Source organism: Bacillus haynesii, assembly GCF_014042035.1.
GTDB classification, from domain to species: domain Bacteria; phylum Bacillota; class Bacilli; order Bacillales; family Bacillaceae; genus Bacillus; species Bacillus haynesii.
Genome location: NZ_CP059494.1, coordinates 204204 through 230768 on the forward strand (window position 1 = coordinate 204204; position 26565 = coordinate 230768).

Annotated in this window: 26 protein-coding genes; 20 read left to right on the top strand and 6 right to left on the bottom strand. The window is 45.4% G+C overall.

Features of this window, described 5'->3' with window-relative positions; all coding sequences use genetic code 11:
* The first annotated feature begins 123 nt into the window (after nucleotides 1-123).
* The 7 genes from H2R00_RS00995 to H2R00_RS01025 all read left to right on the top strand — a co-directional run bounded on the left by H2R00_RS00995 (nucleotide 124) and on the right by H2R00_RS01025 (nucleotide 6905).
* On the top strand, nucleotides 124-786 hold the full coding sequence (locus tag H2R00_RS00995) for an O-methyltransferase (RefSeq protein ID WP_043928213.1): 663 nt from the start codon (nucleotides 124-126) through the stop codon (nucleotides 784-786).
* Nucleotides 783-1712 carry a peptidase U32 family protein gene (locus tag H2R00_RS01000; protein ID WP_182070298.1) on the top strand — a complete coding sequence of 310 codons (930 nt, stop codon included), beginning with the start codon at nucleotides 783-785 and terminating at the stop codon, nucleotides 1710-1712. Before H2R00_RS00995 ends, H2R00_RS01000 begins: the two co-directional genes overlap by 4 nt.
* A 14-nt stretch (nucleotides 1713-1726) precedes the next feature.
* Nucleotides 1727-2995 carry a peptidase U32 family protein gene (locus tag H2R00_RS01005; protein ID WP_154995758.1) on the top strand — a complete coding sequence of 423 codons (1269 nt, stop codon included), beginning with the start codon at nucleotides 1727-1729 and terminating at the stop codon, nucleotides 2993-2995.
* Nucleotides 2996-2999: 4 nt separating this feature from the next.
* Nucleotides 3000-3635, top strand: a complete 636-nt coding sequence (gene udk, locus H2R00_RS01010; RefSeq protein ID WP_003183905.1) for a uridine kinase — start codon at nucleotides 3000-3002, stop codon at nucleotides 3633-3635.
* A gap of 239 nt (nucleotides 3636-3874) precedes the next feature.
* The gene (gene greA / locus H2R00_RS01015; RefSeq protein ID WP_020452389.1) at nucleotides 3875-4351 is read left to right on the top strand and encodes a transcription elongation factor GreA; all 477 of its coding nucleotides are present in this window, start codon (nucleotides 3875-3877) and stop codon (nucleotides 4349-4351) included.
* A gap of 51 nt (nucleotides 4352-4402) precedes the next feature.
* Nucleotides 4403-6157, top strand: a complete 1755-nt coding sequence (locus tag H2R00_RS01020) for a peptidoglycan D,D-transpeptidase FtsI family protein (RefSeq protein ID WP_154995756.1) — start codon at nucleotides 4403-4405, stop codon at nucleotides 6155-6157.
* Between the two features lie 58 nt (nucleotides 6158-6215).
* Nucleotides 6216-6905 (top strand): YrrS family protein, encoded by a 690-nt coding sequence (locus H2R00_RS01025; RefSeq protein ID WP_154995754.1) that lies wholly within the window; start codon nucleotides 6216-6218, stop codon nucleotides 6903-6905.
* A gap of 36 nt (nucleotides 6906-6941) precedes the next feature.
* Here H2R00_RS01025 and H2R00_RS01030 read toward each other — a convergent pair whose 3' ends face one another.
* Entirely contained in the window at nucleotides 6942-7145 is a 204-nt protein-coding gene (locus tag H2R00_RS01030) for a YrzA family protein (RefSeq protein WP_043928220.1), read from the bottom strand.
* A gap of 189 nt (nucleotides 7146-7334) precedes the next feature.
* Here H2R00_RS01030 and H2R00_RS01035 point away from each other — a divergent pair, with 189 nt between their 5' ends.
* The 7 genes from H2R00_RS01035 to H2R00_RS01065 all read left to right on the top strand — a co-directional run bounded on the left by H2R00_RS01035 (nucleotide 7335) and on the right by H2R00_RS01065 (nucleotide 12012).
* Nucleotides 7335-7976, top strand: a complete 642-nt coding sequence (locus H2R00_RS01035; RefSeq protein WP_182070999.1) for a class I SAM-dependent DNA methyltransferase — start codon at nucleotides 7335-7337, stop codon at nucleotides 7974-7976.
* A 20-nt stretch (nucleotides 7977-7996) separates the two neighbouring features.
* Nucleotides 7997-8692 carry a 5'-methylthioadenosine/S-adenosylhomocysteine nucleosidase gene (gene mtnN / locus H2R00_RS01040; RefSeq protein WP_003183892.1) on the top strand — a complete coding sequence of 232 codons (696 nt, stop codon included), beginning with the start codon at nucleotides 7997-7999 and terminating at the stop codon, nucleotides 8690-8692.
* Nucleotides 8693-8745: 53 nt separating this feature from the next.
* Nucleotides 8746-9669 carry a PLP-dependent cysteine synthase family protein gene (locus H2R00_RS01045; protein ID WP_154995752.1) on the top strand — a complete coding sequence of 308 codons (924 nt, stop codon included), beginning with the start codon at nucleotides 8746-8748 and terminating at the stop codon, nucleotides 9667-9669.
* A 1-nt stretch (nucleotide 9670) separates the two neighbouring features.
* Complete coding sequence (locus H2R00_RS01050; protein WP_154995750.1) at nucleotides 9671-10813, top strand: bifunctional cystathionine gamma-lyase/homocysteine desulfhydrase; 1143 nt, start codon at nucleotides 9671-9673, stop codon at nucleotides 10811-10813.
* Nucleotides 10814-10900: 87 nt separating this feature from the next.
* On the top strand, nucleotides 10901-11134 hold the full coding sequence (locus tag H2R00_RS01055; RefSeq protein WP_011198155.1) for a YrhC family protein: 234 nt from the start codon (nucleotides 10901-10903) through the stop codon (nucleotides 11132-11134).
* A gap of 407 nt (nucleotides 11135-11541) precedes the next feature.
* A complete protein-coding gene (locus H2R00_RS01060; RefSeq protein ID WP_020452381.1) occupies nucleotides 11542-11691 on the top strand; it encodes a YrzI family small protein in 150 nt (49 codons plus the stop codon).
* 171 nt (nucleotides 11692-11862) lie between these two features.
* The gene (locus H2R00_RS01065; protein ID WP_164468297.1) at nucleotides 11863-12012 is read left to right on the top strand and encodes a hypothetical protein; all 150 of its coding nucleotides are present in this window, start codon (nucleotides 11863-11865) and stop codon (nucleotides 12010-12012) included.
* A 97-nt stretch (nucleotides 12013-12109) separates the two neighbouring features.
* Here the strand turns inward: H2R00_RS01065 and H2R00_RS01070 are convergent, their stop codons facing one another.
* On the bottom strand, nucleotides 12110-12259 hold the full coding sequence (locus H2R00_RS01070) for a YjcZ family sporulation protein (protein ID WP_154996801.1): 150 nt from the start codon (nucleotides 12257-12259) through the stop codon (nucleotides 12110-12112).
* Nucleotides 12260-12526: 267 nt separating this feature from the next.
* Here H2R00_RS01070 and H2R00_RS01075 point away from each other — a divergent pair, with 267 nt between their 5' ends.
* The 4 genes from H2R00_RS01075 to H2R00_RS01090 all read left to right on the top strand — a co-directional run bounded on the left by H2R00_RS01075 (nucleotide 12527) and on the right by H2R00_RS01090 (nucleotide 20558).
* Nucleotides 12527-13132, top strand: a complete 606-nt coding sequence (locus H2R00_RS01075; protein WP_154996803.1) for a class I SAM-dependent methyltransferase — start codon at nucleotides 12527-12529, stop codon at nucleotides 13130-13132.
* Between the two features lie 171 nt (nucleotides 13133-13303).
* Nucleotides 13304-16447 carry a S8 family peptidase gene (locus H2R00_RS01080; RefSeq protein ID WP_182070299.1) on the top strand — a complete coding sequence of 1048 codons (3144 nt, stop codon included), beginning with the start codon at nucleotides 13304-13306 and terminating at the stop codon, nucleotides 16445-16447.
* A gap of 264 nt (nucleotides 16448-16711) precedes the next feature.
* The gene (locus H2R00_RS01085) at nucleotides 16712-17287 is read left to right on the top strand and encodes a TetR/AcrR family transcriptional regulator (RefSeq protein WP_182070300.1); all 576 of its coding nucleotides are present in this window, start codon (nucleotides 16712-16714) and stop codon (nucleotides 17285-17287) included.
* 34 nt (nucleotides 17288-17321) lie between these two features.
* Nucleotides 17322-20558 (top strand): bifunctional cytochrome P450/NADPH--P450 reductase, encoded by a 3237-nt coding sequence (locus tag H2R00_RS01090; protein ID WP_182070301.1) that lies wholly within the window; start codon nucleotides 17322-17324, stop codon nucleotides 20556-20558.
* A 188-nt stretch (nucleotides 20559-20746) separates the two neighbouring features.
* Here H2R00_RS01090 and H2R00_RS01095 read toward each other — a convergent pair whose 3' ends face one another.
* Both H2R00_RS01095 and H2R00_RS01100 read right to left on the bottom strand, forming a co-directional pair.
* A complete protein-coding gene (locus H2R00_RS01095; protein WP_182070302.1) occupies nucleotides 20747-21685 on the bottom strand; it encodes a DMT family transporter in 939 nt (312 codons plus the stop codon).
* 127 nt (nucleotides 21686-21812) lie between these two features.
* On the bottom strand, nucleotides 21813-22331 hold the full coding sequence (locus tag H2R00_RS01100; protein ID WP_234112085.1) for a prolyl-tRNA synthetase associated domain-containing protein: 519 nt from the start codon (nucleotides 22329-22331) through the stop codon (nucleotides 21813-21815).
* Nucleotides 22332-22478: 147 nt separating this feature from the next.
* On the opposite strand from H2R00_RS01100, the gene H2R00_RS01105 reads away from it, so the two are divergent.
* Nucleotides 22479-23348 (top strand): LysR family transcriptional regulator, encoded by an 870-nt coding sequence (locus H2R00_RS01105; protein WP_154996814.1) that lies wholly within the window; start codon nucleotides 22479-22481, stop codon nucleotides 23346-23348.
* A 389-nt stretch (nucleotides 23349-23737) separates the two neighbouring features.
* Here the strand turns inward: H2R00_RS01105 and H2R00_RS01110 are convergent, their stop codons facing one another.
* Both H2R00_RS01110 and H2R00_RS01115 read right to left on the bottom strand, forming a co-directional pair.
* Nucleotides 23738-24124, bottom strand: a complete 387-nt coding sequence (locus H2R00_RS01110; protein WP_182070303.1) for a YoqO family protein — start codon at nucleotides 24122-24124, stop codon at nucleotides 23738-23740.
* 154 nt (nucleotides 24125-24278) lie between these two features.
* Entirely contained in the window at nucleotides 24279-25490 is a 1212-nt protein-coding gene (locus H2R00_RS01115) for an MFS transporter (RefSeq protein WP_182070304.1), read from the bottom strand.
* 120 nt (nucleotides 25491-25610) lie between these two features.
* Here H2R00_RS01115 and H2R00_RS01120 point away from each other — a divergent pair, with 120 nt between their 5' ends.
* A complete protein-coding gene (locus H2R00_RS01120) occupies nucleotides 25611-26510 on the top strand; it encodes a LysR family transcriptional regulator (RefSeq protein WP_154998268.1) in 900 nt (299 codons plus the stop codon).
* Nucleotides 26511-26565: the final 55 nt, after the last annotated feature.

Sequence of the window (26565 nt, forward strand, 5' to 3'; positions counted from 1 at the left end):
ATACAAAGGTTTTATGATAAAATATATCGGGTTGTTTATTGGAGAAAAGACAGTCGACTGCTTTAGGAGAGTGCTGAACACCTGACCTAAGGCTCTTTTTTATGAAAGGGAGGCCATCTGCCCGTGAAGATTGGACACGAAGAATTGACCGGCTATCTTGAAAAGCTGCTAAAGCCGCGGCCGGCTGAAATTATGAAACTGGAGGCCTATGCCGAAGAGCATGGCGTACCCATTATGGAACCGACAGGAATCGAAGTGCTCCTGCAGCTTCTTTCACTCAAAAATCCGAAAAAAATTCTTGAAATCGGTACCGCCATCGGCTATTCGGCGATTCGGATGGCGCTTGCCCTTCCCGAAGCTGAAATCTTTACGATCGAGCGCGATGAAGACAGGTATCGGGAAGCGCTGAAAAACATCCGGTCATTCCAGCTTGAAAACAGAATTCACGTGTTCTTCGGCGATGCGCTTAGCGAGTCGGACGCCGTTCAATCGATGGCTCCTTATGATGCGCTTTTTATCGATGCCGCAAAAGGCCAGTATCAGAAGTTTTTCAGTATATATGAAAAAATGCTTGCCGATGACGGCATCATTTTTACGGATAATGTCCTTTTCAAAGGCCTTGTCGCATCAGATTACAATCAGATCGAAAACAAGCGCATCAAAAAGCTTGTATCGAAAATAGATCATTACAATCATTGGCTGATGGAGCATCCTGACTACCACACGGCGATCCTGCCTGTGGGCGACGGATTGGCCGTCAGTCAAAAAAGAGGTGAACGGATATGAAAAAGCCTGAACTGCTTGTGACGCCGACGGCTGTTTCGGATATTAAGCCTTTGGCAGAGGCAGGCGCCGATGCGTTTATCATCGGTGAACAAAGGTACGGTTTGCGTTTAGCCGGGGAGTTTTCCAGAGAGGAAGTAAAAGAAGCCATTATTCAGGCCCATGAAAAAGGCGCAAAAGTATATGTTGTGGTGAACGCGATTTTTCACAATGACCGGGTTCCTGAACTGAATGACTACCTTTCTTTCTTGGACGAGGCAGGCGCGGATGCGGTTGTCTTCGGCGATCCCGCCGTACTGATGGCAGCACGGGAATCAGCGCCGAACATGAAGCTTCACTGGAATACGGAAACGACCGCAACCAACCATTATTCCTGCAACTATTGGGGGCGAAAGGGCGCGAAGCGCGCGGTGCTCGCAAGAGAGCTTAACATGGACAGCATCGTTGAGATTAAAGAGAAAGCAGAAGTCGAGATTGAAATTCAGGTTCACGGCATGACATGCATGTTCCAGTCAAAGCGCTCCCTGATCGGCAACTATTTTGAATACCAGGGAAAAGTTATGGATATCGAAGGCAGGAAAAAAGAAAAAGGCATGTATCTCCATGATAAAGAACGCGGCAATAAATATCCGATTTTCGAAGACGAAAACGGCACGCACATCATGAGTCCGAATGACGTCTGCATCATTGATGAGCTTGAGGATTTAATCGATGCCGGCATCGATTCATTTAAAATCGACGGGATTTTAAAATCGGTCGAATACATGACTGAAGTAACGGCCATGTACCGCGAAGCCATCGACCTTTGCATCGCAGACAGGGAAGCATACGAAGACAAGAAAGAACAATGGATCGAGCGGATCGAACAGCTGCAGCCTGCAAACCGCAGCATCGATACCGGATTCTTTTTCAAAGAAACAGTATATTAAAAGGAGGGATAGCCATGTCTGCAGTAAAAGATAAAATTTCCAAAATCGTTAATGGAAAACGCGTCATTACGAAAAAGCCAGAACTTCTTGCTCCGGCGGGAAATTTGGAAAAACTGAAAATCGCTGTCCACTATGGTGCAGACGCTGTATTTATCGGCGGACGTGAATATGGACTCCGCTCAAACGCAGATAACTTTTCAATTGAAGAAATGGCTGAAGGTGTCGAATTTGCGAAAAAATACGGCGCCAGAATTTATGTGACGACAAACATATTTGCGCATGAAGAAAATGTCGACGGACTAGAAGACTATTTGCGCGATCTCGAAGGAGCAGGCGTGTCAGGCATTATCGTCGCTGATCCCCTGATCATTGAAACGTGCCGCAGAGTTGCGCCGAAGCTGGAAGTGCATTTGAGCACCCAGCAGTCCCTTTCAAACTGGAAAGCCGTTCAGTTCTGGAAGGAAGAAGGCCTTGAGCGGGTCGTGCTCGCGCGTGAAACGAGCGCACTTGAGATTAGAGAAATGAAAGAAAAAGTCGATATTGAAATCGAAACGTTCATACACGGTGCGATGTGTATCGCTTATTCCGGCCGCTGCGTGCTCAGCAACCATATGACGGCCAGGGACTCTAACCGCGGAGGCTGCTGCCAGTCATGCCGCTGGGACTATGATTTGTATCAGACGGACGGGGCGAATGCACTGCCGCTGTATGAAGAAGGCGATGCTCCATTTGCGATGAGCCCGAAAGATCTGAAGCTGATCGAATCGATTCCGCAAATGATTGAAATGGGTATCGACAGCCTGAAAATCGAAGGCCGGATGAAATCGATCCACTACATTGCGACAGTCGTCAGTGTGTACAGAAAAGTGATCGATGCTTATTGCGCTGATCCTGAAAACTTCGTCATCAAAGAAGAATGGCTGAAAGAACTTGACAAATGCGCCAATAGAGACACGGCGCCTGCTTTCTTTGAAGGAACGCCAGGATATGAAGAGCAGATGTTCGGCGTCCACGGCAAAAAGACAACATATGACTTTGTCGGACTTGTCCTTGACTATGATGAAGAGACAAAAATGGTCACGCTTCAGCAGCGTAACTTCTTTAAAACCGGAGATGAAGTCGAATTTTTCGGTCCGGAAATCGAAAATTTCACATGCAAAATTGACACGATTTGGGACGAAAAAGGCAATGTGCTTGACGCAGCCCGCCATCCCCTGCAGATCGTCAAATTTAGAGTGGACAACAAGATTTATCCTAGCAACATGATGAGAAAGGGGCAGTAATGGCATGGGGAAAAAACCGGTAGTTATCGGCATAGCGGGAGGCTCCGGATCAGGAAAAACGAGCGTCACAAGATCCATTTATGAACAGTTTAAAGGTCATTCGATCTTGATGCTCGAACAGGATTTATATTATAAAGATCAGAGCCATCTGCCGTTTGAAGAGCGGCTGAACACGAACTACGACCACCCGCTTGCATTTGATAATGACTATTTGATCGAGCATTTAAACGAATTGCTCGCATACAGGCCGATCAAAAAGCCGATTTACGATTACAAGCTGCATACGCGTTCAGAGGAAGTCGTGCACGTCGATCCGAAAGATGTTATTATTTTGGAAGGAATCCTTGTTCTCGAGGATGAAAGGCTCCGCGACTTAATGGACATCAAGCTGTATGTCGATACGGATGCCGACCTGCGGATCATCAGAAGGATGCTCAGAGACATAAAAGAAAGAGGACGTTCGATCGATTCTGTCATCGAGCAGTACATCTCAGTCGTCAGACCGATGCACAACCAGTTTGTCGAACCGACGAAACGCTATGCCGATATCATTATTCCGGAGGGCGGCCAAAACCGCGTCGCCATCGACCTGATGGTAACAAAAATACAAACTATTCTTGAACAAAACGCGATTTTATAATAACATAGCATAGACAAACACAACTCTGACCATATTATGTATAGAAATTGAAGGGTTCTCATCCTGAGCCCTTCTTTAACTGTATAAGCACCATTTACCGGAGCCTTCCATCCGGTTTATATGATACTTTACAAATATGGGAGAGAAGAAGGGGACAAGGGTTGTCCTCATTCTTGTATATTCAAGTCTATACTCTCACATACAAGTGATGAGGAACCAACTAGAAGGAGTGAAGGAACATGGCACAAGAGAAAGTATTTCCTATGACAGAAACGGGAAAGAAAAAACTGGAAGAAGAACTTGAGTATTTGAAAACGGTTAAACGTAAAGAAGTTGTTGAACGTATTAAAGTGGCAAGAAGCTTCGGAGATCTTTCCGAAAACTCCGAATACGATTCAGCAAAAGAAGAACAAGCTTTTGTAGAAGGGCGCATCACAACCCTTGACAATATGATCCGCAACGCAAAGATTATCGAAGATGACGGTGCAAACTCAGATATCGTCGGCCTCGGAAAAACCGTTACATTTACGGAGCTTCCTGACGGTGAAGAAGAATCTTATACCATTGTGGGCAGCGCGGAAGCCGATCCGTTTGAAGGAAAAATCTCGAACGATTCCCCAATCGCGAAAAGCCTTCTCGGCAAACAGGTTGGAGACGAAGTAACCGTTCAAACACCGGGCGGCGAAATGCTTGTAAAGATTGTGAAAATTTCATAAAATTTGTTTAGCAAACGATGACCTCGTCCACAATGTGGATGAGGTGTTTTTATGAAATGGCAAAAGCGCATGAAGTGGGTATCGATTATCATTTCGGCTGCCCTGTTATTTCTGCTGATCAGGCTGGCTGAAATTCAACTGTTTTTTACCGAATCCTTTTCTAAACGGAATGTGAACTTAATCCAGGAAAGCGTCAAACAGCGCACGGAGGAAGTTCGGATTTCAGACGGGAGAGGATCTTTTTTAGATCGGAACGGCGAACATTTGTCCGTCAGCCAAAAACCGGCCATCGTCTTGTTCCCTTTTTTAAAAAATCAGCCGTGGCCGGCCGAAGAAGCAGCCGAAATTTTAAACATGACAGAAGATGAGCTCGGGAGCAAGCTGGAACACGCTAAAAAACCCGTGATTCTCACAAAACGTGAAGGAGCGTCCGTTTCAAAGGCAGCTCTCGAAAAAATCAATAAACTGAAATATCCGGGCGTTTACGGCGTATACATAGAAGAAACAGAAAAGAACAGGCTGGCTTCGCATACGCTCGGTATGACCAATCAAGACCCGGACCTTCTCCGACGCAAATATCCCGATAAAGACGACCTGCCCATCAGCACGAAAATCGGCACCTTCGGCATGGAGCGGACGTTTGATGAATTCCTGCTTCCTGAACAAGATACAAAACTGTTGTATCATGTGGACGGATTGGGAAACCCTTTGTTCGGTATGGACGTCAAATATACAGCAGACGCCAATCCTTTTTACCCGCTGCAAGTCAAAACAACGATCGATAAAAAGGTTCAGCAGGCAATGGAAGATGTACTGGCTGACCAAAAGCTTGATAAAGGCGGGGCGGTTCTGCTTGACATCGAAACGAACAGCGTGGTGGCGATTGCGAGCAAGCCCGACTTAAACATGGCATCGCAAAAAACAAGGCAGAACTATATGCTGACACCGGTATATCCCGGCTCGGTTTTTAAAACCGTGATTGCTGCGGCAGCGATCGAAAACGGTTTGGACCATCCGTCAAAAACCTTTAACTGCAATTTGAACCTGTACGGTGAGACCGGAGAAGACAAAGGGAAGCTCAGCTTGGAAGACAGTTTTGCGGAAAGCTGCAACTACACGTTTACAAATCTTGCTGGACAGCTCGTTGAAAAAAACAGCTCCGTGATCGAAGATACCGCCGCAAAGCTCGGGCTGACCGGACGGGTCGGCTGGGAAGGGAAGCTGTATCATGAAGATGAGTTCAGACAGTTTTATCATGAAACTGCAGGATCAATCTGGGGGGATGAAAAGGACAAAAAAGTTAAAAAAGCCGTAGCCCAGACCGCCATCGGCCAAAAAAATGTGAAGCTGACTCCGTTGGAAATCGCCAACATGATGGCGACCATCGCAAGAGGCGGAGAGAAAAAACAAGTCAAGATCGCAGACCAGATCGAATATAAAAACGGCACATTGATGACGACTTTTAAAGATCACGAGCTTCCAGGGGAGAAAATTGATCAGTATACAGCACAAAAGCTGCAAAAACTGCTCAGAAAAGTTGTCACATCTGAAAAAGGGACAGGCCGGCGCTTCAGCGATCTTCCGTACGATGTAGCGGGAAAATCGGGCACAGCGCAGACAGGCAGGACGGCAGATGACAAAAAAACGCTCTATCATAAATGGTTTGCAGGTTATTTTCCGGCGAACAAGCCGAAATATGCGCTCGTCGTCGTCCATATGGATACGCCGGATAGCAAGGCTGCGACAAATGCCGTATTTTATGATATTGTTAAAAAAGTATATGAAATTGAAAAGAACCAGACATAGAAGAATGCCTCAGGTGATGATAAAATAGGAAGCGAGGCAAGAGGGAAAAAGGAGTGCAATGAACTTGAGCGAAACAAGGGAATCTCGTTTTGAAAATCGTGATAAGCGCAGGAAAGCGAATCTTGTGCTTAACATTTTAATAGGCATCGTATTGGTATTAATCGTTGTCGTTGCCAGCAGTCTGATGATGAACAGCCCGAAGGAGCAGGCGCAAGATGTCTCGAAAAACGATTCTGAACAGACGACAGAAGCACCTGCTTCCGACAATAAGAAACAAACATCTGACGAAGATGTAAAAGATGAGGACAAAGGAAAAAGCGATTCTTCCGACAAAGAAGACAGCGATTCCGACTCGGACAAGGATAAAGAATCTGCTTCAGACGAGAACAAGTCAACATCAGATGATCCGTTTGAAGGAGCCAAAGTGACAGAAGGCGGTTCAAGTGCTAATGTTGAAAAAACGATCATCAATCCTGACTGGGAACCTGTCGGCACACAACAGAGCGGACAGCATACCGCAACATATGATTCTTCTTCACAAGACTGGAAGGAAATGCTTGAAGCCATTTCATACGCGACAGGGATTTCTAATGACAACATGACGTTGATCTGGCTTGGAAACAACGGCAGCCCGCAAGATGCGAAAGGAACCATTCAGGCGAAGGATACTGGCGTCAAATACCAGGTAGCCATTACTTGGATTGACGGAAAAGGCTGGAAGCCGACAAAAGTTGAACAATTGAAATAAAGAAAAAAGCGGCCGGTTGCTAAACCGGGCGCTTTTTTATGATTCGGCTTTAAAATGAACGACTGCGCTGTAGTGGATCCGTCCGTCAATGACCGCCGTCTGGTGGGAAACCGAATGGACCCTCAGCAAAATCGCCTGGTTGTTTTCAATCTGTTGACTGATCTTTTTTTCAAGCTCCTCTAAGCTCAGCGCCTCAAAAAACTCAATTTTATCTTTGATCAGATCGAGCCCGAAGTTCATAAACCAATCCTCCATTCGTCTCAAGTCATTTTTTATTAAAGCAGAGAAGCGGCCGGGTGACAAGGGAAATATAACCAAGCCTTTTTTGTACCCAAAACGAATGACTTGTGGTAGGATAAGAACTAATCAATCGAATAAATCATACTATACTTATAGGAATTGTAAAAATAGATGGAGAGTGACGATAAAATGGGAAGAGAGTTCATTCCTTTATTTGAGAACTGGGCAAATTCTTATGATGATACAGTAGTTGGCCGCGATCTTCAATACAAAGAAGTGTTTCGCAACTATGACGGCATTCTGGATGATGTCGTCAGCCGCTCGGGGCATAAAGTTCTCGAATTCGGTGTCGGAACAGGCAATCTGACTGCGAAATTGCTGGCAGCCGGAAAGGGAGTCACAGGTGTAGAACCTTCAAAAGCGATGAGAGAAATTGCCGAGGAGAAGCTGCCGGAGAATGCAGTGATCGTTGACGGAGACTTTCTCGACTTTCCGGATCCTCCGTTTTCTCCCGACACGATTGTCAGTTCCTATGCGTTTCACCACCTGACAAACGAAGAGAAGCGGGAGGCTGTGAAGCGATATGGAAAAATGCTCGGAAAGCATGGTAAAATAGTGTTTGCTGATACCGTCTTCAAGGATCGGGAAGCCTTCTCTGCCGCTGTTAAAAAAGCGAAGGAAAAAGGGTTCCTGCAATTGGCGGAAGACCTTGAAACGGAACATTATCCGACGCTTTCGGAGATGGAAACGATCTTTACCTCAGAACATTTCAGTATCGCCTTTCAAAAGCATAATGATTTTGTCTGGGTAATGGAAGCGGCAAAATTGTAATTTGAAGGGAAGTTTTAGATATGAAAATCGCAGTTATCGGAGCAATGGAGGAAGAAGTCACGATTTTGCGAAGCAAGCTCGAACAGACGAACCGGGAAGTCATCGCAAACTGTGAATTTACCAGCGGATTTTATGAAGGAAAAGAAGTCGTACTTTTAAAGTCCGGCATCGGCAAAGTCAATGCAGCCATGAGCACGACGATTCTGCTTGACCGCTTTAAACCGGACGTTGTCATCAACACCGGATCAGCCGGCGGCTTCCATCATTCGCTTAATGTCGGAGACATCGTCATCTCGACCGAAGTCCGCCATCATGATGTTGATGTCACGGCATTTGATTATGAATATGGACAGGTTCCGAATCTGCCGGCCGCATACAAGGCAGACAGTGCATTGATCCAAGCGGCGGAAGACGAAGCGTCTGAACTGGGACACATTCAGGTTGTCAAAGGAACGATTGCAACAGGCGATTCCTTTATGAGCGATCCTGACCGTGTGGCATTCATCCGCGGCAAGTTTGAAGACCTTTACGCGGTTGAAATGGAAGCGGCGGCTGTCGCGCAGGTTTCTTATCAATTTAATACGCCGTTCGTTGTCATCAGGGCGCTTTCAGACATCGCCGGAAAAGAATCTGAAATTTCATTTGATCAATTTTTGGAGCAGGCTGCCAAGCATTCGACAGATCTTGTGCTCCGCATGATTAAAAGAATCAATTAAAAACAGGGGGGAGAATCCCCCTCTGTTTTGCACCTCTTGAAGGAGGAAGGAACATGAATGTGATCAAGGACATCACCCAATTGATCGGCAAAACGCCGCTTCTGCAGATTTTGAATTTTAACATTCCCAGAGGGGTTAACATATATGCAAAGCTTGAAATGATGAATCCTGGAGGCAGCATTAAAGACCGCCTTGGAGAAGTGCTGATTGCTGAAGCCATCGGTTCGGGAAAGCTGAAACCCGGTGGAACAGTCATTGAGGCAACAGCAGGCAATACGGGAATCGGTCTGGCTCTCGCCGCCAGAAAGCACGGCATTAGACCCGTTTTTTGCGTACCCGAGCATTTCAGCATGGAAAAACAGTCGATTATGAAAGCGCTCGGCGCTCGGATTGTTCATACCCCCAGAAGTGCCGGAATGAAGGGTGCGATTGAAAAGGCACTTGACCTTGAGAAGGAGATTCCCGATTCTTATTGCGTTTTGCAGTTTAAAAACCCAGTAAATCCATTGGCTTACTATAAAACGCTCGCCCCGGAAATATGGGATGATCTTGGCGGCCGGATTGACGTCTTCGTCGCCGGTGCCGGATCAGGAGGCACATTTGCGGGAACCGCCAAATTTCTGAAAGAAAAAAATCCGTCCATTAAAACGGTTATTGTTGAACCGGAAGGCTCGATTTTAAACGGAGGGGAACCGCACGGACATAAAACCGAAGGAATCGGAATGGAATTCATTCCGGAATACATGGACGAAAGCCATTTCGATGAGATTTACACCGTGCTTGACGAAGATGCGTTCCGGCTTGTAAAAGAAGCCGCGGAAAAGGAAGGGCTTCTGATCGGAAGCTCATCAGGCGCCGCGTTGTTTGCCGCATTGAAAGAAGCTGAAAAAGCGAAAGCCGGCACAAACATTGTGACCGTTTTTCCCGACAGCAGCGACCGCTATTTAAGCAAAAAAATTTACGAAGGAGGAATCTGATATGAAGCCAAAAACGAAAATGATTCACGGCGGTATTACAGGAGACGAAAAAACAGGAGCGGTATCGGTTCCTATTTACCAGGTCAGCACGTACAAACAGCCTCGCGCCGGCCAGCATACAGGATACGAATATTCCCGGACGGGAAATCCGACGAGAACGGCGCTCGAATCCTTGATCGCGGATGTTGAAGGCGGTGCAGCAGGCTACGCGTTCGGCTCTGGGATGGCAGCGATCACAGCTGTCATGATGCTTTTTAAAAGCGGCGATCACATCGTGTTGACAGATGATGTATACGGCGGCACATACCGCGTGATGACAAAGGTGATGAATCGCATCGGCATTGAAGCGACCTTCAGTGATACGAGCAGCATTGAAGACATCACAAAAGCGATCAAGCCGAATACAAAAGCGATTTATGTTGAGACGCCGACAAATCCTTTATTGAAAATTACTGACATCAAGAAAGCAGCTGAAACAGCGAAAAAGCACGACTTATTGCTGATTGTCGACAACACCTTCTACACGCCGTACTTTCAAAACCCAATCTCGTTGGGAGCCGATATCGTCCTTCACAGCGCGACGAAATACTTGGGCGGACACAGCGATGTCGTCGGCGGACTGGTCGTAACAGCCTCGAAGGAACTCGCAGAAGAGATCCATTTCATTCAAAACTCTACAGGCGGGATTCTCGGGCCACAGGATTCCTGGCTCTTAATGAGGGGGATGAAAACCCTTGGCTTGAGAATGGAAGCCCATGAGCAAAATGCCCGGAAAATCGCAGCGTTTTTAGAAGATCACCCCGCCGTCAAAAAGGTTTATTACCCAGGGCTGTCCTCTCATCCGGGACATGAGCTTGCCAAGCGGCAAAGTACGGGCTTCGGCGGCATGATCTCGTTTGATATCGGAAAAGAAGAGAACGTGGATCTTGTCCTTGGCCGTCTCAAATGGTTTACGATTGCCGAAAGCCTTGGCGCGGTTGAAAGCCTGATTTCGGTGCCGGCGCGGATGACTCACGCTTCGATCCCGCGTGAACGCAGGCTGGAGCTTGGCATCACAGACGGATTGATCCGTATTTCCGCCGGGGTTGAAGATATTGACGATCTGCTGGAAGATTTGCAGCAAGCGCTGGCCCCGCTTTCTTAATATGGCTGAATTTACATGTCTGGTCATCTGTCAATCTATGTTATCCTGAATCATATCCATTATGAAACAAAAGCAGGTGATCATGACATGCAGAAGAAAAAAGTCAAATCGCTGATGGAAGACTATAAGCAGTTTGCTTTTACGCTTCTCAGCGTAAGCGCATTTTTATATATCGGATCGGTCATTCCCGGACAAGGTTTGGAAACCGGCCAAAAGATGACAATGATGCTCGCGACATGCGGTTTTTTGGGAGGAGCTTTCTATTGTGTGAAGCGCTCGCTCAAATATAAAAGACAATTAGACGAAATGGAAGAATCATAAGCAGAGAGACTCTTGAGAGGGGTTCTCTGCTTTTTTTTGACTTGATCAATCCGTCCATTTTAAAAAAAACGGTTTACAAACAGGAATTTGATGGATATACTTACAAAGTAAACAAAAAGCAAAGGAGGTTGATGAACATGAAACCAGCACTGACTACATACATTAGACTTTGTGAATGCCAATACCATGATTCATCAAACCTGTGGGAGAGATTGTGCACTTCCTTAACCGATGCTTTTTCAGCACAGCCGGTACATTAGGAAGTTAGGCATAATAATACGCTACTCCTCCCGCAAGATAAAGACTCAATTCGTTTTTATCTGGCGGTTTTTGTTTGCGCCCGCAGGTTTGTCAGATGATCTGCGGGCTGTTTTTGTTTTTAGCGAACTTGAAAGGAGGTGAGCGATGTGACCATTAATCTATTCTTCTTAACACTAACCATTCAGAGACGATTTAAAAGTCCGGAAGAGTACGAACGAGAATACGAAATAGAACAAATGTACAATGAAATGAAAGACCTGCAGCTAAAATATCTTTACATGAACAGCCAGCGCTAGCTTAAAGCGCGAAAAAAATAAAGGAGGAGATCAAGATGATGCATAGAAAGGAACTGTTGGCACATTACACTCAGGAGAAGGACCAGGTTTAGCCGGGGTTAAAACGAGTTCCGCATCTCCGCTTTTCTGCATAATATGAAGCAAGCAATTCAAGGAATGCAGGTGAACAGCATGCAGAAAAACGGCAGAATGCCTTTTATCGGCCACGGGTATACATCGATGCCTCATTCTTTCAAGCACGGATACGGTAATCCGTACCGGCGCCAAAGAATGGAGATGGCGCGCCAATTCGGGTATTGGCCGCATTATTGGTATTATTGAGAAAGAGCAGAAAACAAACCGTTTTCTGCTCTTTTTCATTTGGACAAACTAAATGGCAAAATGAGAGGGGGGTTTTAAAATCCCCCCTCCTGTTCATTTAGCAGACGTAACAAGCGCCAATGATAATTAAAAGAATGAATAGAACCACAACAAGCGCGAATCCGCCTCCATAGCCGTATCCGCCACCGTATCCGCCGGAGTAGCCTCCCCAGCCGCCGCAGCATCCGCCGCCGTAACCAAAGCCCATAAATAGCACCACCTTTTAGTGAAAATTCCATATATACTATGCATGGGTTTGAGTTGTGGAAAGGGCGGATAGACCAATTCATTAAAAAAACAGTTTTCTTGAAGCGAAACATTTTCAAAGCTGAAGCCGTCTAGTTATGGAATGAACAAAAGAATGCAATTATTTTTGCAAATCCTTTTAATATTCGGTCCATTGACCGATATGAGTGGGGAAAGGCCCGTTTGTACGTAAAATCGGGCTAATTAGAATTAAAGCAGGTGTTTTAACGTGTTTGAACAATGGCTTGGAAAACAATTGCGGAGCCCGAGCGGCATTTTGTCGAAATGGGTCGCGTCATATATGGAAAACGGAAATCATGATATAAACGAATGGACCATCAACTTAATGGATGTCTGTCCGCATGAGCGCATCCTTGAAATCGGAACGGGAAGCGGAGCGGCACTTTATCGGATAGCGGAGCTGCTTGGGAGCGGCAAAGCCTGCGGCATAGACGCTTCAAAAAGCATGGTCAAGCAAGGCCTGCGGCGAATCCGTCATGTGAAAGAAGAAGGAAAAGCCGAATTGAAGCTCGGCCATGCCGAAAATATTCCTTATCCGGACCGTTCTTTTCATAAAGTATATTCAGTCCACACCATTTATTTTTGGACGGATTTCAAACAGGCATTAAAAGAAATTTACCGTGTTTTACAGGTTGACGGCACGCTGTTTCTCGCCGTGCATCTGGAAGGGCAAATGAAAAAATCGAAAAAAACACAAGGCTTTACCTTGTACTCAGAAGAGCAAATCAAACAACTGCTTGAAGAAAGCCATTTCAGAGACATCACGGTACATATGCACAAAAATTACTGCTGTATTTCTGCGGTAAAATCATGAGCTTTGTATGATCATCCCTTTCAATACGAGAGGGATTTTTTATGTTTGATAGAGTTGAAACTGGATCTTAAATATCATATTTTTGATTTTTAAAGAAAAGTATTCCATTAACATAGCAAACATGGTTTAATATCAAAGTGAACGTTTTTACTATATTTTCCGGAGGTATTTATGAACAAAAGGATCGTGAAAAGTTCAATTGCTCTCTTTCTCCTTGTTGCATTGATTTTTGGCCAGCTGCCTCTACCGAAGACGATGGCAGCCGAAGACAGCGTTCCGATTAACGAAACCACATTGACCGGCGCGTCCCCTGTTGAAGCTTCATTTCAAAGCGATGATGAGGTGCATTGGTATAAAATCAATCCTTCAAATCAGGAAATCGCAAACTACACGCATTTCCGCGTTAAACTGAAATCAGCTGCAGAGCTGAACATTTCCGTCTACTCCAGCCTGGAGAATGCAACTGATCATCAAACGTTTGACCGTTACAACGGCTACTCCTATGAAAATAATCCCGCTTTAATCGATTTTCCGATTGCCTGGAAAGGTCCTTACTACATAAAAGTAGAAAATCACCATGATGAGGAAAACGAAACCACTTCAATTACAGATATTTCTTACACCATCAGCTATGAAGGCGTTACCCTGCCTCCGTCAAACCAGGAAGCAGAAGAAGAGTGTCCGGCAGAATTAAGCGTCTCCGAAAGGGAAACCGGCAAGGGCATATTAACACAGTTAAGAATGATCAGGGATGAAGTTCTTTCAAAAACTGAAAAAGGAAAAGAGCTGTCTTCCCTTTACTATAAAGCAGCTCCATTCATCAGCGCAAAAATGCTCTTTAACAAATCGATGAGAGACAGTGTCTACAAAGATTTGGTGCAGCTGAAGCCGCTGTTTGCCGATGTCGCAAAAAACGGGCAAGAGAGCGCATACACCATTACGAATGATGATCAAAAAGCGATCAGCCGCCTGTACGAAACAGCCCGCGCGTACGTTCCCGAGTCGTTGAAAAAACAGCTGGATCAAGTCGCAAAAGACATCGGCATCGAACAATTAACAGGCAGCAAAGTATCGGCTGTGCTTGAAAAAGCGGGGATGGCGACAGCTTCATCAAGCGCGCCCGAAAAACGCTATATTGTAAAATTAAAAGACGGCAAAAAACCGGGTTCTTTCAAATCTAAAGCCCAATCTTCCGGTGTTCAGGCATTAGAGCCCCTCGATAAAAGTAAACCGGCATTTAAAGATATGTACGTTGTTGAAATGAAGGAAAGCCGTTCTGCCGGATTTAAAGCGGCGGCAAAGCAATATCAGGCGGCAGCCGCCAAGATCGCCAAGATGCCTGAAGTGGAATTCGTCGAACAGGTTCAGCAATACGAAGCACTGTCAGCGGACACCCAATATCCATATCAATGGTCGCTCAAAAATAACGGCAAAAACCGTGCTGCGAATGCAGACATTCAATTTGAACAGCTCCAAAAGCTGATGAAAGGCAAAAAGCTGAAAGATACAGTAATCGCCGTCGTTGATACAGGAGTTGATCATACGCTTGCCGATTTAAGCAGCAGCGTCAAAAAAGACGAAGGCTATAACTATATCGGCCGCACGGCGGATGCGATGGATGACAATGGTCACGGCACACACGTGTCAGGCATCATTGCAGCCGCGCAAGACAACCATTTTTCAATGGCGGGAATCAATGCCTATGCCAAAATCCTGCCTGTCAAAGTGCTGGATTCTTCAGGAAGCGGAGATACGGAACAGATTGCAAACGGCATCATCTATGCTGCCGACCACGGTGCAAAAGTCATCAATTTGAGCCTTGGCGGGCCATACAGCCGGGTGATGGAATATGCGCTTAAATATGCGGCTTCCAAAAATGTGATGATCGTTGCCGCAACCGGCAATGACGGAGTGTCGGAGATTTCGTACCCGGCATCTTCGAAATATACGCTTTCAGTCGGGGCAACCAATAACCTCGATCTCGTCTCGGACTACTCCAATTATGGAAAAGGTCTCGATATGGTGGCCCCGGGAACCGATATTCCAAGCCTCGTTCCGGACGGAAATGTCACTTATATGAGCGGAACATCCATGGCGGCGCCGCACGTTGCAGCTGCAGCAGGACTTCTTTTGTCACAGAATCCGTCCTTGAAACCAAAGCAAGTCGCAAAGCTATTGACCGACACCACAGCAGATGTGGCATTTGAAGAACAGGATAATCCAAACCCGGATTATGACCTGGATGTAGAACCGGCTGCTCAAATTCCTGGATATGACTTCGTTTCCGGGTGGGGAAGGCTGAATGTTTATCATGCAGCCAGCGTTTTTGAGCTGAACATGAAGGTTCATCCTCTTTTAAACCGCCACTCGGCAGTGACAGGCACAGCCAAAAGCGGATCAACGGTCAAAATCTTGCGAGGGAAGCAGGTATTGGGCACGGGAACAGCCGGAAAATCAGGCGCGTTTTCAGTGAAAATCCCGGCTCAGAAGGCGGGGCAAGTTCTTCATGTCGCGGCATCGGGCCATCAGGCGGAAGCCTCGCTCAGAACCATCGTGGAAAAAGCGCCGAAAAACCCGTCCGTCAAACGCATCACGAACAAAGATACTGCCGTAACGGGGAAAACGGCAGCCGGCTACACGATCAAAGTGAAAAACGCGTCCAAAAAAGTGATCGCGCAAGGCAAAGCGGATCCATCCGGAGCGTTTAAAGTGAAAATCAACAAGCAAAAAGAATATGCCGTTTTGTATGTCTCCGCATCTGCTGATGAATACAGAGAAAGCGGCGATGTTAAAATGACGGTGGCTGACGTCATCCCGCCAGGCGCCCCGAAAGTTTATCAGGTTTCCGATAAAAGTACGGTGATACAGGGAAAAACAGAAGCAAACGCGCAAGTCAGCGCCAAAGTAAAAGGAAAGACGATCGCTTCCGGCAAAGCGAACGGAAAAGGTGAATACAAGCTGAAAATCAGCAGGCAAAAAGCCGGAACCGTCATCAGCGTAACAGCAAAGGATAAAGCCGGGAATGTCAGCAAAGCGAAAGCCGTCACTGTGCTTGACAAAACCCCGCCGCCCGCGCCGAAAGTGAATACGGTGACAAACAAGAGCACGGCCGTTAAGGGGAAAGCAGAGCCGAACGCCGCCATCACCGTCAAAGCAGGAAAGAAAACGATCGGAACCGGCAAGGCCGATAAAAAAGGCGCGTTTTCTGTGAAAATAAAAAAACAAAAGGCAAACACCGTTTTAGCGGTCAGTGCAAAAGATAAAGCCGGCAATACAAGCAAAGCGAGCAAAATAAAAGTCAAAAAAGCAAAATAATCCGATGGCAGAAGGAACTGATGACATATCAGTTCCTCTTTTTTATCAAAATTAATATATAAGAATACTATTGCACAGCCACGCTTCCTTCATTCAATTTATGAATATCAGCTCATGTCAACAGTTGGGCCTATTATACCCTTTTTCGTTTTTTATTAAAAATTTTTATATTAAAAAAGGAATTTTCAAGTGTTCTGTCAAAAAGTGAATGTATTGGAAAAAGCGGAATGAACGTTCATTCCGCTAGCTTGGAGGGCAAAATCAATGGAATCGGAAAGCAAATATCAGAAAATTATCGAGGCATCGCTCGTCCTTTTCGCAGACAGAGGCTTTGACGCCGCAACCATTCCGATGATTGCCGAGAAGGCAAACGTCGGTGCAGGCACCATCTACCGCTACTTTGACAGCAAGGAAGCCCTTGTAAATGTCTTGTTCCAAGACAGTGTGAAGAGATTTAAAGAAAAGATAGAGGAGGGCTATCCTGAAGATTCAGCAGGGATAAAAAAACAATTTCAGCACATTTTCCGCTGTCTTTTCGAGTTTTCTCAAGAAAATGTCCATGCACTGTATTTTTTGGAAATTGACAAAACCTCTCATTACCTGACAGAGAAAAGCCGTGAGGTCTTGAACGAACTGCTGGATTTCGTCTATTTATTTTTTGAAAAAGGGAAAGCGGCCGGCGTGATTCGCCCCTTGCCTTCCCACATCTTATCGGCTGTGGTATTCGGGGCGTTCGTTCATATTCAAAAATTGGTAAGAGCCGAGGAAATCGAAGACCCTACCGGACTGATCGAAGAGATTGAAGAATGTTCTTGGCATGCTGTCAAACATCATGGATGAATAGCTTTTTTCCAAAACAGAAAGGATGATTTTCATGAACAAGTTAAATGGAATTCCAATCCCTAAAACTTACGGGCCGCTCGGCAACCTGCCTTTGCTTGACAAAAACAAGGTCTCCCAGTCTCTTTGGAAAATCGCGGATGAGATGGGGCCAATCTTTCAATTTAAGTTTGCGGATGCGATTGGAGTATTTGTGTCCAGCCATGAACTGGTGAAAGAAGTCTCTGACGAATCCCGGTTTGACAAAAACATGGGGAAGGGGCTATTGAAAGTTCGAGAGTTCAGCGGAGACGGGCTGTTTACAAGCTGGACGGAGGAACCCAATTGGCGGAAAGCCCACAATATCCTTCTGCCGAGCTTCAGCCAAAAAGCGATGAAGGGATACCATCACATGATGCAGGATATTGCCGTCCAACTCATCCAAAAGTGGTCCCGTCTCAATCAGGATGAGAGCATTGATGTGCCGGACGATATGACGCGGCTGACGCTGGATACGATCGGCTTATGCGGGTTTAACTACCGCTTTAACAGCTTCTACCGCGAAGGGCAGCATCCGTTTATCGAGAGCATGGTCCGGGGTTTGAGCGAAGCGATGAGACAGACGAAGCGCTTCCCGCTACAGGATAAGCTGATGGTTCAAACGAAGCGGCAGTTTAACAGTGATGTTGAGTCGATGTTTTCTCTTGTTGACCGGATCATCGCTGACCGGAAGCAGGCCGGCGGCGAAAGCGGAAATGACCTCTTGTCGCTTATGCTTCATGCGAAAGACCCTGAGACCGGCGAAAAACTGGATGATGAGAATATCCGCTATCAAATCATTACATTTTTGATTGCCGGACACGAGACGACGAGCGGTTTATTATCGTTTGCGATCTATCTGCTCCTGAAGCATCCGGATAAGCTTCAGAAAGCGTATGAAGAAGCAGACCGCGTGCTGACCGATCCCGTCCCTTCCTACAAACAGGTTCAGCAGCTGAAATACATCCGAATGATTTTGAATGAATCGATAAGGCTTTGGCCGACGGCACCGGCTTTCTCTCTTTATGCAAAAGAAGAAACGGTTATCGGGGGAAAATACTTGATTCCAAAAGGACAGAGTGTCACAGTGCTCATCCCAAAACTGCACAGGGATCAAAGCGTCTGGGGAGAAGATGCCGAGGCATTTCGGCCTGAACGGTTCGAGCAGATGGACAGCATTCCGGCGCACGCATACAAACCGTTTGGCAACGGCCAAAGGGCATGCATCGGCATGCAGTTCGCCCTTCACGAAGCGACGCTTGTGCTCGGCATGATTCTTCAGTACTTTGATCTTGAAGATCATGCAAACTACCAATTGAATATCAAAGAATCGCTGACGCTAAAACCGGATGGCTTCACAATCAGGGTGAGGCCGAGGAAAAAAGAAGCAATGATGGTGACGCCGGGTGCTCAACCTGAAGAGAACACGCGTCAGGAAGAAAGGCCTTCCGCACCGGCTGCGGAAAATACGCACGGAACTCCTCTCCTTGTGCTCTACGGTTCAAATCTCGGCACAGCCGAAGAGATTGCAAAGGAGCTTGCTGAAGAAGCGCGTGAGCAAGGATACCACAGCCGGACGGCGGAGCTTGATCAATATGCAGGCGCCATCCCGGCAGAAGGGGCAGTTATCATTGTGACGGCTTCCTATAACGGAAACCCGCCCGATTGCGCAAAGGAATTTGTCCATTGGCTTGAGCATGATCAGACAGGCGATCTGCGCGGGGTCAAATATGCGGTATTCGGCTGCGGAAACCGGAGCTGGGCCAGCACTTACCAGCGGATTCCGCGCCTGATTGACAGCGCATTGGAAAAAAGAGGCGCCCAAAGGCTGCACAAGCTTGGAGAAGGGGATGCAGGCGATGATTTTGAAGGACAGTTTGAGTCATGGAAAAACGATCTGTGGCCGCTTTTAAGAACCGAATTTTCATTGGCCGAACCCGAGCCGAATCAAACAGAAGCAGACAGGCAAGCCTTATCTGTCGAGTTTGTAAGCGCACCTGCGGCTTCGCCGCTGGCTAAAGCTTATCAGGTGTTTACAGCGAAAATATCGGCAAACCGAGAACTGCAGTGTGAAGAGAGCGGGAGAAGCACAAGGCATATTGAAATATCGCTTCCTGAAAGTGCCGCATATCGGGAGGGAGACCATCTCGGGGTGCTTCCGCAAAACAGCGGGGTGCTGATTGATCGCGCCTTTCAGCGGTTTGGGCTGAACGGAAATGAACAAATTTTGATCAGCGGACGGAATCAAGCATCGCATTTACCTTTGGAGCGGCCTGTTCAAGTCAAGGACCTTTTTCAACATTGCGTCGAGCTCCAGGAGCCGGCCACAAGGGCTCAGATTCGCGAGCTGGCGGTACATACTGTTTGTCCACCTCATCAGCGCGAGCTTGAAGACCTGCTGAAAGGCGACGTCTATAAGGATCAAGTGTTGAAAAAGCGGCTGACAATGCTTGACCTGCTTGAACAATACCCGGCCTGTGAACTGCCGTTCGCCCATTTTCTGGCGCTTCTGCCTCCGCTAAAACCGAGGTATTACTCGATTTCCAGTTCGCCGCAGCTTAACCCGCGGCAAACAAGCATCACTGTCTCTGTCGTAAGCGGTCCGGCATTGAGCGGCCGCGGGCAATACAAAGGGGTTGCATCGAACTATCTCGCCGGCCTTGAGCCGGGAGACGCGATTTCGTGTTTCATCAGGGAGCCTCAGTCAGGCTTCCGGCTTCCTGAAGATCCTGAAACACCGGTGATCATGGTCGGGCCGGGCACCGGAATCGCACCTTACCGCGGATTTCTTCAGGCGCGCCGCACCCAGCACGATGCCGGGATAAAGCTCGGTGAAGCGCATTTGTACTTCGGCTGCCGCCGCCCGAACGAAGATTTTCTGTATCGAGACGAATTGGAGCAAGCGGAAAAGGACGGAATCGTCCATCTGCATACAGCGTTTTCCCGGCTTGAAGGCCGGCCGAAAACATATGTGCAAGATTTGATCAGAGAGGATGCAGACTTGCTGATTCACTTGTTGAACCAAGGCGGCCGCCTGTATGTGTGCGGAGACGGAAGCCGCATGGCTCCCGCTGTTGAACAAGCTTTGTGCGAGGCGTATCGCATTGTACAGGGAGCGAGTCAGGAAGAGTCGGAAAGCTGGCTGTCCGCACTTTTGGAAGAAGGGCGCTATGCAAAGGATGTATGGGACGGCGGCGTTTCCCAACATAACGTGAACGAGGACTGTGCCGCAGACCGCATCGCAAGAACGTAAAACAAAAAGAGGCATTCTGAATTGATTTAAATAGACTAAACTTATAAGAGGATATTATGTTCAATATATGAGCATGTATCCTCTTTTCTTTGGCATATTATATTTGGTAATTAGATGTTGAGATTATCGCAAATGGAATATAAACGATGTAGGTGAAATTAAGCAGTTAATACTGAAAAAAATGGATATTAATCTATACTCTTTTGTGTATTATTAATCCGATTATGCTTTTTCGCCCAAAGTTTTTCAATATAACCTGTTCCAAATAGAACTCCAGCTACAATAAACACAAATCCAATTAATTGTGAAGGTGTAATGTTTTCATTTAAGAAAAGTGCGGAGAACACAAGACCAAAAAAAGGAACAAAGTTATTAAATATGGCTGTTTTTCCTGCTCCTATCTGCTGGATCGCTGCATAAAAAACTATATACCCCACACCTGTTGCCACTACCCCCGACACAATAAATAAAAAGTAAATAAAGAAAGTGGCTGAAGTCATTTCGTTGAATCCTTTAGGTTCAGTTATAAAACTAATAATCAACAAACCTATTGAACCTAATAAATACATTATTGTTGTTACCTGTTTGGAATCGAGAGTTGCTGTTGCCTTTTTTACAAAAATAAAACTAATGGCTTGGACGAACATTGCAATAAATAAAATCAATTCTCCTTGCGACAATTGCATATTATTGAATGAACCACCTTGAATAAAAAAGACACCAATTAATGCGAGGAGAAATCCTATGATTCGCAATTTTGTTAATTGTTCACCTAAAAAGAGGACGGCAAGTATTGCTGTTGTAAGTGGTACTAATGATAGAATTAAAGAAGCATTCGAAGCATCAATAATTGTTAAGCCTATTGCTATAAGCGAGTGATGTAGAATGACACCAAAAACACACCCGAGTAGTGTATAAATCCATTCTCTTTTCGATAAACGACGAAATGATTTTCCAAGAACAATTATGATCAATGCCGTAATCCCAGCCATCATAATTCGAAATGCCGTCATGGTTTGTGGAGGTAAATGTTCCACCAATACTTTAATTAAAACCATATTAAGTCCCCAAATAGCTGTGACAAAAAATACTAAACCATAGATTAGTAATAATCGCTTTTGATCCACAAACTTCCCTCCTTTGAACCTTTTAGTTTTCATCGTCTACCCCTAATAATCTCGAAACTGCTTATATTTCGCATAGAATTAACCTGTTATTAAAATAAAGTAATGAATCGCGTTTCTTTTTCCGAATTTAGACTTCGATTACTTTCGGAATATGCTTTGCATAAGTTAGGAAGTTATTGACGATCAGCTTTGTTTTGACCTTCATATATCCGGTTGTCGTTCCATCGCTACATCCATACCACTCTTCCAAAAGCACGTCCCTATCAAAAACAACCTGCACAACATTTTCCTTGTCCATTAAAACGCCAAATACAGTAGCAGCACCGATTTTTACGCCAAGAATACTTTCCATTAGTTCCGGCGGAGCAAAGGATACGCGTGAAATGTCAAGTGCATTGCTAAAATCTTTTGATTTGAATGGCTTATCAGCGGTGGTTATAAATAAATAAAACTTTGTCTTTTTACTATTGCAGAGCAACAGCGTTTTTACCATTTTCATATCCAATTTTTGATTGATCTCGATACAGTCCTCCATTGATATGGCTTCATCAGTAGTCACTCGTTTAAATGAAATCTGTAACTTTGTCAATGATTCGTAGACCATTTTTTGTAGCGGAGACTTATAGCTATCTGGTGCTTTTTCCATAATATCACTCACAAAAAACATCTTTATATCCCTAGCCTTTCCTAACTTGAATTTTTGATAGTAATAACATATCATGTTCATATGTATTACAAAAACGAATTTTCCTCATGATATGCATGAGGAAAACAGATGGAAAAGGAAACGAGTATGAATATCCAAAAATATGTGGCGTTTGTAAAAGTAGTAGAATTGGGTAGCTTTACAAAAGCTGCTCAAAGCTTGGACTATACACAGTCGGGGATCAGCCGTATGATTAACGATTTAGAAACGGAATGGGGGGTTTCCCTTTTTGAAAGAGGACGTGCCGGTATTAATTTAACCTCTGATGGCTTAAAGTTACTGCCCCAATTAAAGAGAATATGTAATGAGCATGAAATCTTAATGACTCAGATCGAAGAGTTACACGATATAAAGACTGGGATGATTCGTATTGGGACATTTTCTAGCGTAGCAACCCATTGGCTTCCTAATATGATTAGAATTTTTAAGAAGGATTACCCAAAGATTGATTTTGAACTTCTGCTTGGTGATTATACAGAAATTGAAAGTTGGATTCTAAATGGACGTGTTGATTTTGGATTTGTGCGACTTCCATCAAAACCAGATTTAGATACTATCTTTGTGGAGCAAGACCGTTTGCTGGTCGTAATGCCGTTAAATCATCCTCTTGCTAGTTGCGAAAAATTTCCAATCGATAACTTATTGAATAGTCCGTTTATGCTACTGGAAAAGGGAGCAAAAGCAGAAATCTCTGAAATTTTTGAGATGCACCAAATTTCACCCCAAGTTAATTTTACAACATGGGATGATTATGCCATTATGTCTATGGTGGAAAACGGACTAGGAATCAGTATATTACCAGAATTGATCTTGAAGCGTATTCCTCACAAGATTATAGCGAAAGAGCTTGAAATTCCTGCCTTTAGAAATATTGGTATAGCCACAAGGGACCAAAAATCACTTTCCCTTGCGTCCAAGGAATTTTTAGAATATTTATCATATAGGAACATCGAGTGAATAAGTATGATGGATCAAAATGTAAAATACACATGACAGTCAGTTTGAAATATTTCAAATCATGGTTCGCGACTATCCCTAGTCCGGACCTTTTAAAATACTCAAAAGAGTATTCAGACAGGTAATAAAGCATGTTTTTTCGCATTTTCAACTATTCAGCAATAGAAGCTAATGTTGAATAATCAAGCCGAAAAAACAACAGATCTATTTGCTACGTAGTACAAAAATGCTGTGCATTCAAATAACATCAATCTGACTAACTTTGTGAAAGAATGTACTTAAAGTAACGGGGGCGTTAGTTGAAGAAGAAAGGGCATAACATATTAGTCATATAAAATATGTTATGCCCTTTAATTTATTTATCTTTTTTCAATTTAGGTCTTGTAATCTTAACAGGATGCCTCTTTTTTAGAGTTTGTGATTTTTCTATTGATATAGATGAAAAGGTTTGATCCCAAGAACCAAACGAGCAAAATATATCCCCATTTTGCCGGCGTCTCCCAGCCCTCGAAAAAAGGCAGAGAAGCAATGAATGTTTGCCCTTTCATGATGACAAACACCAATAACGCCACAGAGGTGACGAGAGCGATTCCTTGTAAGATGAGCGTTTTTGCACTATGTTTTTTCAAATCGTCCCATACGTACATCAGCACGAACACCAGGGAGACCATTGAGATGATATCATTCGCTGTGCCGTTTATTTTGAGCCCCAACCTAAGAAAAAGATTCAAACATGCAGATGCCAAAAATCCGTTAAATCCAATTGTTTTAAGCAAGATGATTCCCCCCTCAAACCATTATAGAGGGAGATAAAGGAAAAGCCAACATGACAGGCTGTGTTCAATCATTCTAAAAACGGCTGATCTTCAGGAGGAATCGCCATGCTGGCTCTGATTTAAATATCGGCATGCAGTGAAGAAAGTTTAGCTTTTATTTCAGATCTGATGTATGGTCTTGACGCCTGTTTCTTTTGGCTTCGGCAAAGAAAATTGCCGGATAAGCGATCAAAAGCAGTCCGATAATGAAGGAGACGATTCCCGGCCATTTAAAATGGGTCCAGAAGAAGCCTCCGAAAGATCCCGCTAAGCTTGAGCCGAGATAATAGCTAAGCAAATAAAGGGAGGAAGCTTGAACGCGCTGTTCGCCGGCCGTCTGCCCGACCCATGAGCTTGCGATCGAATGCGACCCGAAAAATCCAAATGTAAAGACAGCGATCCCGGCAATTTTCAGAGGAAGCTGCGGCAGAAGCGTAAGCAATGCGCCTCCTGCGATAATGGCAATCCCGATTTTCAGCATCAACGGGCTGCCGAAACGGTCGGCTTTCTTTCCCATATAGACGGAACTGAGCGTTCCCGCCAAATAAACGATAAAGATGAACCCGATGACAGTTTGAGAGAGCTTGTACGGAGGTCCCATCAATTGAAACCCAATATAATTGAACAGCGTAACAAAGCTTCCCATTAATAAAAATCCGAGTGAAATGATTGACAGCAGCCGTTTGTTCATCAAGACGGCGCCGTAGGCCATGCTCGCCTTCTTCACGCTCGTTTTTCGCTTAGCAGAGTGCTGCGGCCGGGGCAGCAAAATCCAAAACAAATAGCTTAATAGCACTGATAATGCCCCGATGATTCCAAGCGCCGCGCGCCAGCTGAACAAGTCTGTCAAAAGGCCGGTCAAAAGCCTTCCGCTCATTCCTCCGAGGCTTGTGCCGCTAATGTATAACCCCATCATTTTGCCGAGCCCTCGCGGATCAAATTCCTCTCCGACATAAGTCATGGCGATCGCGGGTACACCTGCAAGGAAAAAGCCAAGCAGCCCCCTCATCGCCAAGAGCGCCGCGAAGTTCGGACTAAAGGCGGTCAAGAGGCCGAGTACTGATGTCGCAAACAGAGATATTACCATAATCGTTTTCCGGCCGAATCCGTCAGATAAAGCTGCTGCCGTGAGCAATGCAAAAGCCAATATACCTGTTGAAATGGATAAAGTTAAGCTTGCAGCTGCCGCCGATATGCCGAATTCCTCCGCAAACAATGGCATGAGCGGCTGTGTGGTGTAAAGCGTGGCAAATGTCACAAAACCGCTGATGAATAAGGCGATGCTTGCTTTTTGATAATCCTTCGTATGCGGCTGTATATAAGTCATGGAAGCTCCTCTTTTCTAGAATGACAATCTATGTTTCATGGTACGCTTTCATTTACGATGTGTCTAATTTATAATAACTATCATTATCATGCGTTTTAGTTATGAAGGAGCGGATGAGCATTGGAACTCTATCAAATTGACCATTTTATTGCCGTGAGCAGGCATAAACACTTTACAAAAGCCGCCTTGGAACAACGGATTTCCCAGCCGGCTTTGAGCAGGTCGATCAAAAAGCTTGAAGAAGAATTGGGCGTCCCGCTGTTTATTCGAAAAACAAAATCGATCCGCCTGACAAAGTACGGCGAGCAGTTCCTCATCAAAGCGAAGCAGGCCCGCCTTGCCCTTGACGAAGGCGTCCAGCAAATCAGGGAAAGCATCAATCCGAATGCCGGGGAAATCTCGGTATCTTTTTTGCATACGCTTGGTTCGCGGCTGATGCCTCAGCTGATTGCCGGATTTAAAAAGAAATACCCGAATGTTGCTTTCCGTCTGTATCAGGCCGCAAATGAACATCTTCAGCACATGGTGGAGACGGGCGAGGCTGATATATGCCTCAGCTCTCCGCCGCTTCCAAACGAGCTTCTGGAATGGACGGTGTTGGATACTGAGCCGCTTTATCTGGTGCTTCCCGCCGACCATCCGCTCGCAGATCGGAAAGAAGTCGCGATCCGATCCATTGCACACGAAGACTTTGTCGGCTTTAAGCCGGGGTATGGTCTTCGATATGTGTTTGATCAAATGTGCCGGGAACTGTCCATCAGCCCGAAGCTTGCTTTTGAAGGGGAAGAAGTGTCAACGATTTTGGGCCTTGTATCAGCAGGGCTCGGTGCGGCAATCCTGCCGAAAACGGCGGAGCATGTCCATTCTCCAGTGGCATTTTGCCGAGTGTCAGACTACCGTTCTGAGAGGACGATCGGTCTCGCCGTCTTGAAAGACTATGATTTGTCGCCGGCGGCACGCAACTTTAAAGAATTTGTCATCGAATACTATCGACGGAACGAGCGGCCTGATCAGCCATAAATCAAATAAGGACTTCTCATGATGACGAGTATCCTGTATATTGATAATGATAATT

Coding starts and splice junctions, on each gene's coding strand:
- H2R00_RS01080 (WP_182070299.1), top strand. CDS start 13,304: ATGAACAAAAGGATCGTGAAAAGTTCAATTGCTCTCTTTCTCCTTGTT.
- H2R00_RS01035 (WP_182070999.1), top strand. CDS start 7,335: ATGGGAAGAGAGTTCATTCCTTTATTTGAGAACTGGGCAAATTCTTAT.
- H2R00_RS01030 (WP_043928220.1), bottom strand. CDS start 7,145: ATGAACTTCGGGCTCGATCTGATCAAAGATAAAATTGAGTTTTTTGAG.
- udk (WP_003183905.1), top strand. CDS start 3,000: ATGGGGAAAAAACCGGTAGTTATCGGCATAGCGGGAGGCTCCGGATCA.
- H2R00_RS01025 (WP_154995754.1), top strand. CDS start 6,216: ATGAACTTGAGCGAAACAAGGGAATCTCGTTTTGAAAATCGTGATAAG.
- H2R00_RS01105 (WP_154996814.1), top strand. CDS start 22,479: ATGAATATCCAAAAATATGTGGCGTTTGTAAAAGTAGTAGAATTGGGT.
- H2R00_RS01050 (WP_154995750.1), top strand. CDS start 9,671: ATGAAGCCAAAAACGAAAATGATTCACGGCGGTATTACAGGAGACGAA.
- H2R00_RS01045 (WP_154995752.1), top strand. CDS start 8,746: ATGAATGTGATCAAGGACATCACCCAATTGATCGGCAAAACGCCGCTT.
- H2R00_RS01115 (WP_182070304.1), bottom strand. CDS start 25,490: ATGACTTATATACAGCCGCATACGAAGGATTATCAAAAAGCAAGCATC.
- H2R00_RS01000 (WP_182070298.1), top strand. CDS start 783: ATGAAAAAGCCTGAACTGCTTGTGACGCCGACGGCTGTTTCGGATATT.
- H2R00_RS01100 (WP_234112085.1), bottom strand. CDS start 22,331: ATGGAAAAAGCACCAGATAGCTATAAGTCTCCGCTACAAAAAATGGTC.
- H2R00_RS01005 (WP_154995758.1), top strand. CDS start 1,727: ATGTCTGCAGTAAAAGATAAAATTTCCAAAATCGTTAATGGAAAACGC.
- H2R00_RS01020 (WP_154995756.1), top strand. CDS start 4,403: ATGAAATGGCAAAAGCGCATGAAGTGGGTATCGATTATCATTTCGGCT.
- H2R00_RS01085 (WP_182070300.1), top strand. CDS start 16,712: ATGGAATCGGAAAGCAAATATCAGAAAATTATCGAGGCATCGCTCGTC.
- greA (WP_020452389.1), top strand. CDS start 3,875: ATGGCACAAGAGAAAGTATTTCCTATGACAGAAACGGGAAAGAAAAAA.
- H2R00_RS01055 (WP_011198155.1), top strand. CDS start 10,901: ATGCAGAAGAAAAAAGTCAAATCGCTGATGGAAGACTATAAGCAGTTT.
- H2R00_RS01090 (WP_182070301.1), top strand. CDS start 17,322: ATGAACAAGTTAAATGGAATTCCAATCCCTAAAACTTACGGGCCGCTC.
- H2R00_RS01065 (WP_164468297.1), top strand. CDS start 11,863: ATGCAGAAAAACGGCAGAATGCCTTTTATCGGCCACGGGTATACATCG.
- mtnN (WP_003183892.1), top strand. CDS start 7,997: ATGAAAATCGCAGTTATCGGAGCAATGGAGGAAGAAGTCACGATTTTG.
- H2R00_RS01070 (WP_154996801.1), bottom strand. CDS start 12,259: ATGGGCTTTGGTTACGGCGGCGGATGCTGCGGCGGCTGGGGAGGCTAC.